Below are 13,283 nucleotides of genomic sequence, written 5' to 3' on the forward strand. Positions count from 1 at the left end.
AAAATGATCTTACTGAATAATATAAGAAGTTATATAAACTTGTTGAACTTCTCCAGTATCCATTAACTCGTTTATTTTAGTTTTTATTGATGATTGGAATGCAGCTTTTCCTTGTTTTCCATCTAGGTCTTGCGGAGTCATCTCGGAAAGTTCAGTGATAATAATATTTTTAATTTGGAAATCACGTTTTGTTAATTCTTCTGCAGCTTTTGGACTATCAGCTTGAACTTTTAATGATAATCGAATGAATTTATTCCCTGCTAAATTAGTTGTAATTTCAGGTATATCAATAGAAGATTCAACAATTTGATCAATTGTAGGTGCTGCATCTTTATCCGTTTTATTTAACTGGGTAATAATTAGTAATGCAACGACACCAAGTAATGTAATGCAAACTAAAATAATTAGCATAATGGTTAGAAGTTTATTTTTACTCTTCATGTTCTTCACCTCTTATATGGGGGTTCGATAAAATATGTATTTCTTTATAAAACTGATTGATTTGTTCGGCTACCTCTTCTCGAGATTCTAACGCAACATACTTATGACCATTCGTGAGCGTTATCGTAGTATCCGGAAAAGATTCAACCGTTTCTATGTATAATGCATTCAACGAAAATTCTTTGCCATTTAAACGTGTTAATTTAATCATAATTATAAGGGCCGGGCCATCAAAGGAACGGCCCAACCCTCCCTTACAAAAATCATTTTTAATTGATTGGATCTGTTATCGTACACTGTTGATTTCCGTTACAGGCGGACGCTTTCCGCGGGGTGAGCGATGAGCCATCGCCGACGCATTCGCGTCGTTTGCGATGTCTCATCTGTCTCACTCATCCCGCTGGAGTCGCCGCCTTTCACTACAATCAAATCAACCACGAAACATACCATAACCAATTGTTTAAAAAATTATCGTTTTAAGTTGATAAGCTCTTCTAGAATCGAGTCAGATGTTGTAATAATACGAGTATTCGCTTGGAATCCACGTTGAGCTACAATCATGTCTGTGAATTCTTCTGATAAGTCAACGTTGGACATTTCTAGGAAACCAGAGTTTACTGAGCCCATACCTGATTCAGTAGCAGTTTGCAGAATCGGCTCACCTGAATTGGAAGTATCTTTAAAATAGTTTGCTCCAACTTTTTCTAAACCACCCGGATTTGGGAATTTAGCTAGAACCAGTTGTCCAGCCCAACGTAATGTACCTTCTGCGTCAACGAATGATACTGTACCGTCTTGACCAATATTCATACTTTGAGCATCTGTTGGTATTTTTATTGGTCGATATTCACCACCTACAGTAATTGGCGTATCAGGTAAAAAGCTACCACCCGTATTAAGGTTTCCAGAAGCTTCCCAATTTCTCTCTACACTAAAAGCATCAGGATATGATAAATTGATAACCGCAGCATTAGCAGCAGCTAATGCTTCTGCTGCAGCAGAGGCAGCTTTTTCTGTGTCAAAAGCATCTTTAGCAGCACTAGGATCAATTGTATGGTCTTTTGCATCCTTTAAGGCTTGTTCCGCATCTTTTACGGCTTGCTCTTCTGCGCTCACATCAGCATTAGGGTCAGTAGCCTTTGCATCTGCTAAATCTTTCTTAGCAGCATCTAAATCCGCTTTCGCAGTTTTTATAGCCGCTGCTAATGCTTCCGCTGCAGTCTTAGCAGCATCTGCCGCATCCTTAGCAGGCTGCTTCAAATCATTCGCTGCTGTTTGTGCAGCTGTAAGATCAGCAGGATTAACTTTAGTAACCCCACCAACCAAAAATTTACCATCACTATTCACAAGGTATCCATTATTATCCATATAAAAATTTCCAGCGCGAGTGTATAACGGATTTACATACCCATCACGATTGGCATTCGTAGAATCTGCTACTTGGAAGAAACCATCCCCAGAAATAGCAAGGTCTAATGTATTTCCAGTAGATTGCAATGAGCCGCCTGAGTGAATTGTATCAATTGCAGATAATTGCGATCCTAAACCTACTTGTTTTGGGTTTACTCCCCCACGCGTTCCTGTAGCAGCAGAAGCACCAGAAGTAGTTTGTGAGATTAGGTCTTTGAAAATGGTACGACCTTTTTTAAAGCCATACGTGTTAACGTTGGAAATATTATTACCAATTACATCTAATTTTGTTTGAAAGTTTTTTAAACCTGAAATACCTGAGTACATTGAGCGAATCATTTATTTTTCTCCCTTCAATTTGCGTGCTAGCGTCAATCAGTCAGCTGCACATAGCATCCTTTTCCAGGTCCTGCTATTTATTAGTTCAGTACAATCGTACCGTCGATATTTGTAAATAGTTGATCTTTCGCTTCCTTGCGATCCATAGCAGTAATCACCGTTGCATTTTTTGCACTTACGATTAATGCTGCTTGATCCATCAATACTAATGAGTCATTTACACCTTTAGAGCGGGCTTCTGATACTTTTTCACTCACCAATTGCCATTCTGCGTCAGATATATGAATATTTCTTTCAGCTAGGCGCTGATTAGCATGTTTGCTTACCTTTAGTTCTTTTTTTACAGTTGCTTCATGTAAATGCTTTAAAAACGACTGTTTTGACGAAGCTACTTGTTTAGGTGTAAGCTTTTGACGGATACTTGGTTGCAGAGGGACTCGATTAATAGAAATGTTGTCCATTGCATATCTCCGTTCTCGTTTATTTAATTGAAATTATTTGATCTGCTGTAATGGATGCACCACCAACTAGATTAAATACAACTTTTCCATCTTTTTTTGATACTGATTCTACTTGTGCTGAAACTGCTGTATTTGTTCCAGTTTCTGTTTTAGTCTCTTTGTTTGTAGTTATTTCAGTACTTGTAGGAATATAACTTACTGTCTTCCCAATCATCATACTTGCTTCTACTAAGCTGTTAGAATTGGCTACACTAGAAATTACTTCTGAAATATTACCAGGTGTAATTACTTTTCCATCCGCTAAGGTAAATTTAACATTTCCATTTTCAAACTTAATTGAAGAAATTGTTCCAGTACCTTCATTTATTATTGGATTTTTCTTATCATCTAATTTATCCGTTAATTCATGCCACTTCACTTGTTTTCCAACAAAATTACTATATTCTATCATTTGAGTTTGTTCTTGAGCTTGTGCATATTTTTCAAATGCGGTTGTTAAGTTTGTCATTTGCTCTAATGAAGAAAATTGTGCCATTTGTGCAATGAACTGTGAGTCATCCATTGGTTTTGTCGGATCTTGGTTTTGTAATTGAGCCATTAATATTTTCAAAAAAGCATCTTTACCTAAAGTACTATTTCCGGTTGTTGCAGTTTTAGGAGCTTTATTGGACAAGTACATATTGCTTGTAATTGCATTCATTTCAGCCATTTACTAAACCTCCATTTCTTTTAAAAAGTCTCCGAAAGTAGAAGTCTCTTCTGTATCGTCTTTACTATTTTCTTGATTCTCTTGCTGTTGTTGTTGTCTAAATGTATCTTGGAAATTTTGGTTTCGTTCTTGTCTTGCTGAATCCTGTAATGCTTGTGTAATTTCGAGTTTATCAACTTGAATGTTCTGGTTGACTAATCCTTGTCTTAATTGGTTAGAATGCGAATCTAACATATCTTTTCCAAGTGCTGTTGACGCAAGTATTTTAGTTGTAAGCATTCCATTTTTTTGTATTAATTCAATTCGAATCGTTCCAAGCTGTTCAGGATAAAGCTTAATAACTAATCTGTTTGCTCCACCCACTTGACCAAACTGTATACGATTCATTACTTTTTGTAACTCTTTCATAAATTCTTCAGATTGTGCGGGTTTTTCTGTAGGCAAGGTAACTGTGATGGTTTCTACTTTTGTTTGTACTATGTTTGATGCTTGACCTTGTACATTAGTAGTAACTTCTTTTTTCTCCATAACTGTCTCGGTAGGAGAAGTTACTTGCTTAATAACAAAATGTTGTATTACCGGTTTCATTGCTTGATCCAAAGTTAACGTTTTTGTCTCACTAAAAGGTATCTGACTACTTTCACTTGGAACATTTTTAGAAAACGCTTCTTTTAAATCATCTACTAATTGATTTATATCAAATAATGTAGATTCTTGATTTAACGTCAAATCGGATTTCTTCCCAATCATTTGCACAACTTTTAGTAATTGTACTGCTTCTTTTGCTTCAACTGGAGTGGCTGTACCTAGTCCATTTAAAGACTGTACTATTGTGTCTGTGAGTTGGCTAGCTTGTTCACTTATCCCTGCTAATAAATCCCAAATATTCGATTCTGTAAGATCCTCTTTTGTTTCCGTTTCTTCTCCTAAAAGTTTATTTAATAACTCTTTTAGTTCTTTCGGATTCACCGATAGTTCTTTGGCTCCCAATAAAGTCTCTACTTCTTTCATAGAATCTGCATTTAAAAGAGAAGATAATTCTTGAGTAAGATTTTGTTGGGATTCGTTTGGTAATATAGTAACTGGTTGCTGCATCTGCTGATTCAATAGCATCAATCCAAAAACATTTCCAAACTGTTGGTTGTCTTGAGTAGGAATTTGTTGCTGTTCTTTTGGTTGAACTGCTATATTATTCCCCATGTTTATAGTAACTGCGATATTCAATATTTCACCTCCCTTCAAGTTGGAACAGTTATTGCTTTGTCATTAACTCTGTATACTTAGCAGCTGATTCTGGTGTCATTTTTTCGAAAATTTGTGCTACAGTATCTGGTTTTAAACTTGTTAAAATTCGCAAAGCTTCTGCATCGCTCATTTTTGTAAGAACTGGAGCTGCTGTTTTAGCAGACATCTTTTCGAAGGTAGAAACAATAGAAGAATACTCTTTCTTTGTGCTTGTTTGTTCACGCTTAAGATTCTCAATCTCGTCTAGTAATCTTTGTTGTTCAATTAGTAAATTCTCATTTGTTTTCGATGAATTGTCTAACTCTATTTGTAATTTATCAATTTGTGCTTCTCTTTCTTGAATTTCAGCTTGTAGAGAAACAACTTTTTTTTCTAAACGTCCTGTTTTTATATCTTCTGTTACTACTTGAGGTTGTCCTACACCAGTTATTTCTTTTGCTTTTTCAAAAACATTAATATTTGTTAGTTGCGCAACAAGTAAGAGAATAAATAAAGTAAATAAAAAGGGAATGATAAACCAATAAAAAAACATTTTCACTTTGCTTATACCTTTAGAATCATCAATTGCTTTCTCCATGCTTTTACTTGATTTGTTCCGTTTAGCCATGCTTTTACTCACCTAATCTCTTTGTTTTGAAACTTTAAAGATGAAATCTCATCTAATTGAATCGTTTCAACTCTATGTTGTTCTTGTTGAAAAAGTTCATAGTCTTTTTCCTTTATCTTTTCAAACTTACGAACCTCAAGTGACTTTTCTAACAGTCTCTCTTCAAACCAATTCATTTTAGAACGAGCTTGTATTACTTCTTTTTGTACTCTATCAATTCTTTTTTGCAATCCATCTAAATAGTTTGAAAAGTGGTGAATATGATCAATAGATAAACCTTGTGTTAAATGAATATTTTGTTCATCTAAGGTGTCTTCTTTTTTCTTCAGAAGATTGTATAACTCTGTAGCCACTAGTTCAAATGCCAAGACAGATTCTTTGTATGCTAACTCTGTCTCCGTTTTTTCTTGTTCACGCACTTTTAGTACTTTGGCGAATTTATATTGATATGCAACCATCGTTAAACACCACCATTAGATAAACTAACTAGTTCATTTACAGTTGAGTTAAGCGATACTTTGTCTAAATATCCTTGTTTTAGGAAGGACGTTATTAGAGGCTCGTATTGTATGGCCTCATCGATTTCTTTAGAAGTTCCTCGCTTATATGCCCCAATATTTATTAAGTCTTCTGACTTGTTGTAGGTATAATACAAATCACGTAAACGCTCCGCTGCTTTTATATGATTTTCATCTGAAATATGATTCATTAAACGACTTATACTTTTTAATACATTTATGGCTGGATATTGACCTTTATTGGCAAGCGCTCGATCAAGAACGATATGTCCGTCTAAAATACCTCTAACAGTATCCGCAATTGGTTCATTCATATCATCACCATCAACTAAAACTGTATAAAAAGCTGTAATTGATCCATGTTCATTGGTGCCCGTACGTTCTAATAATTTAGGTAATATCGAAAATACCGATGGAGTATATCCTCTCGTAGCAGGAGGTTCTCCAACTGCTAATCCTATTTCTCGCTGAGCCATTGCAACACGTGTAACAGAGTCCATCATAAGCATTACGTTCAATCCTTTATCGCGGAAATATTCGGCAATAGCTGTTGCAGTAAAAGCTCCTTTTATTCGCATTAAAGCTGGTTGGTCGGAGGTAGCGGCAATCACGATAGAACGCTCTAATCCTTCTTTACCTAAATCTCTTTCGATAAATTCGCGAACTTCTCTTCCTCGTTCCCCAATAAGTGCAATAACATTTAAATCTGCATTTGTATTTCTGGCTATCATTCCAAGTAGTGTACTTTTTCCAACACCGGATCCCGCAAATATACCTACTCTTTGTCCTTTTCCAACTGTTAACATTCCATCAATAGCCTTGACCCCAACTTCAATTTGTTCATCAATTGGTGGTCTTGTTAAAGGATTAGGTGGATCTTTTTCAGTACCTACTGTCATTAATCCTTTAGGTAACATGGAACCATCAATAGGGTTGCCCATTGAATCCAGTACTTTTCCGATTAAATCTGAACCAACCTTTACTTCAAGTGGTCTATTTGTACCTTCTACTAAACAACCTGTTGATATTTCTCTAATATTTGTATAAGGCATTAATACAACTATTTCTTCTTTAAAACCGACTACTTCAGCAAGTATTACTGAATGCCCATTTTTCGAAGAGTGAATGTGTATTTTACAAACATCTCCGATAGAACTTTCTGGTCCTTGTGATTCAATCATTAATCCAACAACTCGATTCACACGACCATATTTTTTAAAGGTTGTAAGTACTGGTATTTGTTGAATTAAATCGATTGCCTTCATCACATTCACTCCAGACTATCTAGAATATCAACTAACTTTTGTCGTAATTCATGTAGTTGTTCATCAATACTAGCCACAATTCTTCCATGGTTTGTTTCTATATAACAATCAGTTGTGTTCATATCTTCATTTTCGAAAATCATAAATGGAACATCTACTGGAAAAATGGAAGCGAGTTCTTCTCGATTACTTGATACTAATGTGAAGTAAGTAGGAGAAACATAAAGCTTTATCTCTTTCATCTCTCTTGCCTCTTTTAATCCTCTTTTCACAATCGATAAAAAAAGTTCTTCGTCATCTTCCAATTTTATTCCAATTATCCGTTCCGCTGAACGAATGGCAAGCTCTAAAATAACTTGTTCCTGGTGTTGTAAATAGTCGGATGCATTTTTATGTGCAATTTGCATTGTTTCATTCGCAGTTGTTATTGCATGTAGCATATCTGCTTGTGCTTTGTTTCTTCCTTCTTCTAAACCTTGGTTAAAGCCTTCATCATATGCTGCCTGTTGAAAAGCTAATTTTTGTTCTTCCCACGTTCTTAATTGAGCTTCAATATATTGCTTGTTTTGTTCTATATTATTTACCAGTTCTGCTTTTTTCGAATTAATATGCTGTTCTGCTTCGAGAATCATTTGATCTCTTTCTTTTAGCAACAATTCAAGCGAAAGCGGTCGGTCCTCATCCACTTTTTTAGTAAATTGGAGATCTTTTATTTGAATAGATTTTGTTTTTTCACTATCTTCGTTCATATGAACGTTTCGGAAAATCCTAGACAATAATGTCATCTCCTCCACCACGAGCGATGATTATTTCTCCTGCGTCTTCTAATCTTCTAATGACAGAAACTATACGTGTTTGCGCTTCTTCAACATCACGTAATCTTACAGGACCCATTATTTCCATTTCTTCTTTAAATGTATCCGCCATTCTTGTTGACATATTACGGAAAATTACATCTTTCACTTCTTCACTTGACACTTTCATTGAGAGTAATAGGTCTTCATTTTCACAATCACGAATAACTCTTTGAATAGAGCGATTATCAAGTGTAACAATATCTTCAAATACAAACATTCTTTTCTTAATTTCTTCTGCAAGTTCTGGATCTTGAATTTCTAAAGCATCCAAAATTGTTTTTTCAGTTGTTCGGTCAACACCATTCAACACTTCAACAACTGCATCTACGCCACCTGTCTCCGTGTAATCTTGTGTAACAGTCGAAGATAACTTACGTTCTAGCACAGATTCAATTTCACTAATTACTTCAGGTGAAGTAGAATCCATTGTTGCAATGCGTTTGGCAATATCCGCTTGTACCTCTTGAGGTAACGACGAGAGAATAATACCTGCTTGTTGCGCTTCTAAATAAGATAAAATAAGCGCAATTGTTTGAGGATGTTCATTTTGTATAAAATTAAATAATTGAGACGGTTCAGCTCTTCTTGCAAAGTCAAATGGACGTACTTGGAGCGAAGATGTCAAGCGATTAATAATTGCTTGTGCATGATCTGTTCCAAGTGCTTTCTCTAAAACCGTTTTGGCATATCCTATACCACCTTGGGATATATAATCTTGAGCCAGAGCAATATTATGAAACTCTTCAATTATGTCTTCCTTTATTTCAGGTTCCACTTTTTTTACACCTGAGATTTCTAATGTTAAACGCTCGATTTCTTCTTCATTTAAATGTTTATAAATAGAAGCAGACACTTCAGGTCCGAGAGAAATTAATAAGAGCGCGGCTTTTTGTTTACCACTAAGTTCTTTATCCTTTTTCACCATAGCCGTCCCTCCATCAATCCTCTGCTATCCAAGTACGTAACAATTTAGCGAAATCTTCTGGCTTATCTTTCGCCATTTTTTCAAGTTGTTTACGTCTTAATGTAGCTTCTGTTTCTTTTTCATCATTTATATCATCAATTTTCAGTTCTTCTCTTTGTTCTTCTAATATCTCTAGCTCTTCCTCTTCGTTTCTTCTAGAACGAATAATAAAGACTACTAATAGAATAATTGCAACTAATAGAATGCCACCAATTACGTAAGCCCACCATGGAATAACAGGACTAGTTGCCGTAACCATGTTCGCTTTACCGTTAAATGGTTGCACTGAGACAACAATTTTCTCTTTCAATTGTTGTTCTGATAAATTTCCTGCTTCTCCTTTATCGATCGAAGTACGAATAATAGTTGCAAGAATTTGTTCAATATCGCCTTGTACACCATTAGGCATTGACGTAATATCCTTTGGATTTGGAGGTTCTACCATTACTTGGATTCCAATATCTCTAATTTTATAAGGACTTTCTACAATTTCTTTTCGAATGCGATTAACGTCACTATTTAATGTATCTTCTTTTCTCTCATAGTCACCATTCGCATCGGAACCTGATACATAATTTGTAAAGTTGTCTGTTGCATCTTGCGCTTGGGGTGTTCCACCAGCAACCGGATTCGTACCTGTAAATGTTTCAGAAATATGTTGGGCACTTATTTGAATACCAGACATATTTTCAACATCTACTGGTTCCACTAAGTTTTCTTCTCTATTTTCTTGTTTGAAATCGATATCCGTTGTAACAGAAACCACTACTTTATCTTGTCCCATTAATGTACTTAACATTGTTTGTACTTGTCTTTGCAAATCACGCTCGATCGACTTTTTTATCGACATTTGATCACCAGCGTTTGCTCCAGTTGTATGAGAGTTTGCCGTTTGAAGATCGAAGTATTCAAAATACTGATTTGTAATGACGATATCTTCTGTCGATAAGTTAGGAACTGATTTGGAAACTAAGTTATATAGAGACTGAATTTGTGCATCTGTAAATTGATATCCAGGTTCTGTATTTAAGACAATTGAAGCACTTGCTTTTCCATTACTTTGAGATAGAAACACGCTCTCCTCAGGTAACGAAATCATTACTTTTGCATCTTTAACCCCTTTTATACCTTTTATCAAATTAGCAAGTTCTGTTTGTGTAGAAGCTAACTTCAACACATTAAACTCATTATCAGTCATCCCAAAACCAGCGTTTTGAGAAAAAAAGCTATAATCTATCATCCCTGATTGTGGATATCCCTCAGCAGCAAGTTGCACTAATAACGAATCAACTTGATTAGAAGGTACTAAAATAGATGTTCCACCGGGGGCAATTTTATTTTGCACACCTTGTGCATCTAATGTTTCTTTTATCCTTCCTACTTCAGAAGGTGCTACATCGGAATATAAAGGCACAAAATCAGTTTTTGTCGAAAAGTAAGTAATAATTCCAGCCATTAGAATAACTGCAATTACGCTTCCGATTATGGTTCCTTTTTGTGTTTTTGTCCTACTTGTCCAAAAAGTAGAAACATCAGTCGTCATTTTTTTTATACGTTCATTCATTAGTATCCTCCGGCTATGGTGAATATTTTTACTCGATATCTATATATAACCGAGGATTTAAACAGGCATACGCATTATTTCTTGATACGCTTCAACCACTTTGTTTCTAATTTCTAGTGTAGTATTCAATGTTATGCTTGCTTTTTGTGAAGCAATCATAATGTCATGTAACTCCACATCTTCGCCACGAATTAGCTTTTCTGTTAAAACATCTGAAGTTTTTTGGTCCTGGTTGACCGATTCAATTGCACTTTTCAAGAAATCTCCAAAATTTTGTTGAGCCTCAAACGATTTAGTTTTAGGAGTAGATGTTGTTTGTGTTATTTGAGTGGGATTTAATAACGAAATAGATTCTATTGCCATAATTTACTTGACCCTCTTTCATTTCTATTTACCAATCTCTAAAGCCTTTGTTAGCATCGCCTTATTTGCATTAAATACGGTTACATTTGCTTCATATGACCGAGTTGCAGAGATCAAATCTACCATTTCTCTTAATGGGTCTACATTTGGCATTTCTACATAACCCTCTGCGTTCGCATCAATATGTGTTGGATCATATACTAACTTAAATGGTGTTTCCAAATCTTCTTTAATATTCGAAACTTTAACACCATTGCCAACTGCTTCTTTATTCTGTTTACCCATTGCCACATTTAAAAAACTAGAAAATTGTCCTTCAAGAGGTTGGAATGTAACAGTTTTTCTTCTATACGCTTGCCACTCACCATTCACTAACTTGGATCTAGTAGTATCTACATTCGACATGTTAGAAGAGATTACATCCATCCGCAGACGTTGAGCAGTTAGTGCTGATGCGGTAGTGTTCATTCCGTGAAAAATCGACATAATTAGCGACCTCCTTTAATGACAGTTTGTAATGTATTTAACTTGCTGTTCATTCGGTCAACAAGTGCATTATAATAAATTTGGTTTGTCGCCAAATTCGCTTGTTCCTTATCCATATCTACTCCGTTACCATTTTCGCTATATTTGAAATTTGTATATTTATAAACCCCTTGAGTTCCGGATTGCACTTGAAAATTAAAATGCTTCTCATTCGTACGGTAAGCCGAAATTGTCGATTGTTTTGCATCACTTAAAAAATCCTTAAAATTAACACCTTTTGCTTTATAATTTGGTGTGTCGACATTTGCGATATTTTGCGCAATTGTTTTATGTTTAACTGCTGAAAAATCTAAGCCACGTTCTAGATTTGAAATTGTTCCTCCAAAAATCCCCAATTGTTACACCTCATCTATTTCATAAAGGTAAAATTATAATAATATTCTATGAAAATCATAATAATCTAATTGTAATGAAAATGTAACATAGTGTCTATTCTCTTTTTTATTATTTTATAGGACATTCTTCCTTTTTTTTCGATATATTTATATATTCATTGTCGAAATACCAAATTTCGTAATACATAAACCCTAATTAGAAAGAATTTTCTAAAAAATATATTTTTGACACCCCTAAAAAAGTCTTACTTTAAGCAAACGATAAAAGTCACAGTAGACCCTTAACTGAATCTTGTCTTCACTAATTCCCGATTGCTTTGGACGAAACATTTGCTCCACTATTACCGTTCGAATTACGTAGTTGGAAGTGAATGTGTCACTTCCAGCTACTTTTTTCGGTTGCGTTATGTTTGTCCGTCGCACCTTGGAATTTCTAAGACAGGATGCTTTTGGTTTGGATAATTAGAGAAAAAACACTTTCCTACTCTTTTTTAAAGCTTCCGAAGATACAATTTCGGAAGCTCTTTACTTAAGGACAACTGTTCATTAATTTAATGAAGCATATTCTTTTATTTATTGAACTATTGATTGGAGCGAAAGTGTACTAAAAACTGAATCTCTAATTCATAAAAGGGATTAGCGAGACAGCGAGCCCCCGCACATAGCGCTAGATATAGGAAGGAAGGCTAAAGGCGCCTCCTCCCGAGGCATTACCTAATGGAAAGCGGTAGAGTACAGTGGTAATCAACCTTTTCAAAAAAAAAAAACTGTAGTCAAACTCATTTTTCGAGTCTGCCTACAGTCTGAAACTTCTCTTACGTAAAGTATAAGAAATTCTTATTTATTTCATTTTTAGTTGTGCTAGTTCTGCGAGGAATTTATCATTAAGTACTTTAATGTAAGTTCCTTTCATACCAAGAGATCTAGACTCAATTACTCCAGCAGACTCAAGTTTACGTAAAGCATTTACGATTACAGATCTAGTAATACCAACTCGGTCAGCAATTTTAGAAGCTACTAGCAAGCCTTCATTACCATCTAATTCTTCAAAGATATGCTCAATTGCTTCTAACTCACTATAAGATAATGAATTAATCGCCATTTGAACGACCGCTTTACTTCTTGCTTCCTCTTCAATTTCTTCTGATTTTTCGCGTAAAATTTCCATACCAACAACAGTAGCACCATATTCACCAAGAATTAAATCATCATCATGGAATTCTTGCTTTAAACGACCAAGGATTAAAGTACCTAGACGTTCACCACCACCAATAATCGGAACGATTGTAGTTAAACCATCTTTAAATAATTCTCGATTTTCTACAGGGAAGACTGTATGTTGATTGTACACATCTAAATTAGAAGATGTTTCATTTACGTAGAATAAATTTTTTGTATAGTCTTCTGGGAATTGACGTTCTTCCATCATTTTAATCATACGTTCATTTTCAATTTGTTGATGTACTTCATAGCCAAGGAGTTTACCTTTACGACTTACTATAAAAGCATTACATTCAATTACGTCACTTAATGTTGACGCCATTTCTTTAAAGTTAACAGGTTTACCTGCTGATGCTTGTAGCATCGAGTTAATCTTTCTTGTTTTATCTAATAAATTCATTGTTGTATCCTCCATTTAATTTTCATATTTATTTTAAT

The 13,283-nt window shown here is 35.0% G+C and carries 16 protein-coding genes; all 16 read right to left on the bottom strand.

Annotation, left to right across the window (positions count from 1 at the left end):
* Nucleotides 1–9: 9 nt before the first annotated feature.
* The 16 genes from fliL to codY all read right to left on the bottom strand — a co-directional run bounded on the left by fliL (nucleotide 10) and on the right by codY (nucleotide 13,245).
* Complete coding sequence (fliL, locus tag ACTSKG_RS05785; RefSeq protein WP_464757193.1) at nucleotides 10–441, bottom strand: flagellar basal body-associated protein FliL; 432 nt, start codon at nucleotides 439–441, stop codon at nucleotides 10–12.
* Nucleotides 431–652: a flagellar FlbD family protein gene (locus ACTSKG_RS05790; protein ID WP_464757980.1), complete on the bottom strand. Its 222-nt coding sequence runs from the start codon at nucleotides 650–652 to the stop codon at nucleotides 431–433. The genes fliL and ACTSKG_RS05790 overlap by 11 nt, the downstream gene beginning before the upstream one ends.
* A 257-nt stretch (nucleotides 653–909) precedes the next feature.
* Entirely contained in the window at nucleotides 910–2,190 is a 1,281-nt protein-coding gene (locus ACTSKG_RS05795) for a flagellar hook-basal body complex protein (RefSeq protein WP_464757194.1), read from the bottom strand.
* 80 nt (nucleotides 2,191–2,270) lie between these two features.
* The gene (locus tag ACTSKG_RS05800; protein ID WP_464757195.1) at nucleotides 2,271–2,651 is read right to left on the bottom strand and encodes a TIGR02530 family flagellar biosynthesis protein; all 381 of its coding nucleotides are present in this window, start codon (nucleotides 2,649–2,651) and stop codon (nucleotides 2,271–2,273) included.
* A gap of 19 nt (nucleotides 2,652–2,670) precedes the next feature.
* A complete protein-coding gene (gene flgD, locus ACTSKG_RS05805) occupies nucleotides 2,671–3,360 on the bottom strand; it encodes a flagellar hook assembly protein FlgD (protein WP_464757197.1) in 690 nt (229 codons plus the stop codon).
* Nucleotides 3,361–3,363: 3 nt separating this feature from the next.
* Nucleotides 3,364–4,584: a flagellar hook-length control protein FliK gene (locus tag ACTSKG_RS05810; protein WP_464757198.1), complete on the bottom strand. Its 1,221-nt coding sequence runs from the start codon at nucleotides 4,582–4,584 to the stop codon at nucleotides 3,364–3,366.
* 28 nt (nucleotides 4,585–4,612) lie between these two features.
* On the bottom strand, nucleotides 4,613–5,212 hold the full coding sequence (locus ACTSKG_RS05815; RefSeq protein ID WP_464757199.1) for a MotE family protein: 600 nt from the start codon (nucleotides 5,210–5,212) through the stop codon (nucleotides 4,613–4,615).
* 8 nt (nucleotides 5,213–5,220) lie between these two features.
* Nucleotides 5,221–5,670, bottom strand: a complete 450-nt coding sequence (gene fliJ, locus ACTSKG_RS05820) for a flagellar export protein FliJ (protein WP_464757200.1) — start codon at nucleotides 5,668–5,670, stop codon at nucleotides 5,221–5,223.
* A 2-nt stretch (nucleotides 5,671–5,672) separates the two neighbouring features.
* Nucleotides 5,673–6,995, bottom strand: coding sequence for a flagellar protein export ATPase FliI (gene fliI, locus ACTSKG_RS05825; protein WP_464757201.1), 1,323 nt, complete (start codon nucleotides 6,993–6,995; stop codon nucleotides 5,673–5,675).
* Between the two features lie 5 nt (nucleotides 6,996–7,000).
* Nucleotides 7,001–7,780 (bottom strand): flagellar assembly protein FliH, encoded by a 780-nt coding sequence (fliH, locus tag ACTSKG_RS05830; RefSeq protein WP_464757202.1) that lies wholly within the window; start codon nucleotides 7,778–7,780, stop codon nucleotides 7,001–7,003.
* Entirely contained in the window at nucleotides 7,764–8,777 is a 1,014-nt protein-coding gene (fliG, locus tag ACTSKG_RS05835; protein WP_387579794.1) for a flagellar motor switch protein FliG, read from the bottom strand. The genes fliH and fliG overlap by 17 nt, the downstream gene beginning before the upstream one ends.
* A 13-nt stretch (nucleotides 8,778–8,790) precedes the next feature.
* The gene (gene fliF / locus ACTSKG_RS05840; RefSeq protein ID WP_464757203.1) at nucleotides 8,791–10,380 is read right to left on the bottom strand and encodes a flagellar basal-body MS-ring/collar protein FliF; all 1,590 of its coding nucleotides are present in this window, start codon (nucleotides 10,378–10,380) and stop codon (nucleotides 8,791–8,793) included.
* A gap of 57 nt (nucleotides 10,381–10,437) precedes the next feature.
* Complete coding sequence (gene fliE / locus ACTSKG_RS05845; protein WP_464757204.1) at nucleotides 10,438–10,743, bottom strand: flagellar hook-basal body complex protein FliE; 306 nt, start codon at nucleotides 10,741–10,743, stop codon at nucleotides 10,438–10,440.
* Between the two features lie 24 nt (nucleotides 10,744–10,767).
* Nucleotides 10,768–11,229, bottom strand: coding sequence for a flagellar basal body rod protein FlgC (gene flgC, locus ACTSKG_RS05850; protein ID WP_464757205.1), 462 nt, complete (start codon nucleotides 11,227–11,229; stop codon nucleotides 10,768–10,770).
* 2 nt (nucleotides 11,230–11,231) lie between these two features.
* The gene (flgB, locus tag ACTSKG_RS05855; protein WP_464757206.1) at nucleotides 11,232–11,624 is read right to left on the bottom strand and encodes a flagellar basal body rod protein FlgB; all 393 of its coding nucleotides are present in this window, start codon (nucleotides 11,622–11,624) and stop codon (nucleotides 11,232–11,234) included.
* 841 nt (nucleotides 11,625–12,465) lie between these two features.
* Nucleotides 12,466–13,245 (bottom strand): GTP-sensing pleiotropic transcriptional regulator CodY, encoded by a 780-nt coding sequence (gene codY / locus ACTSKG_RS05860; protein ID WP_464757207.1) that lies wholly within the window; start codon nucleotides 13,243–13,245, stop codon nucleotides 12,466–12,468.
* Between the last annotated feature and the right edge of the window lie 38 nt (nucleotides 13,246–13,283).

The organism is Psychrobacillus syltrankelensis (genome assembly GCF_055454035.1).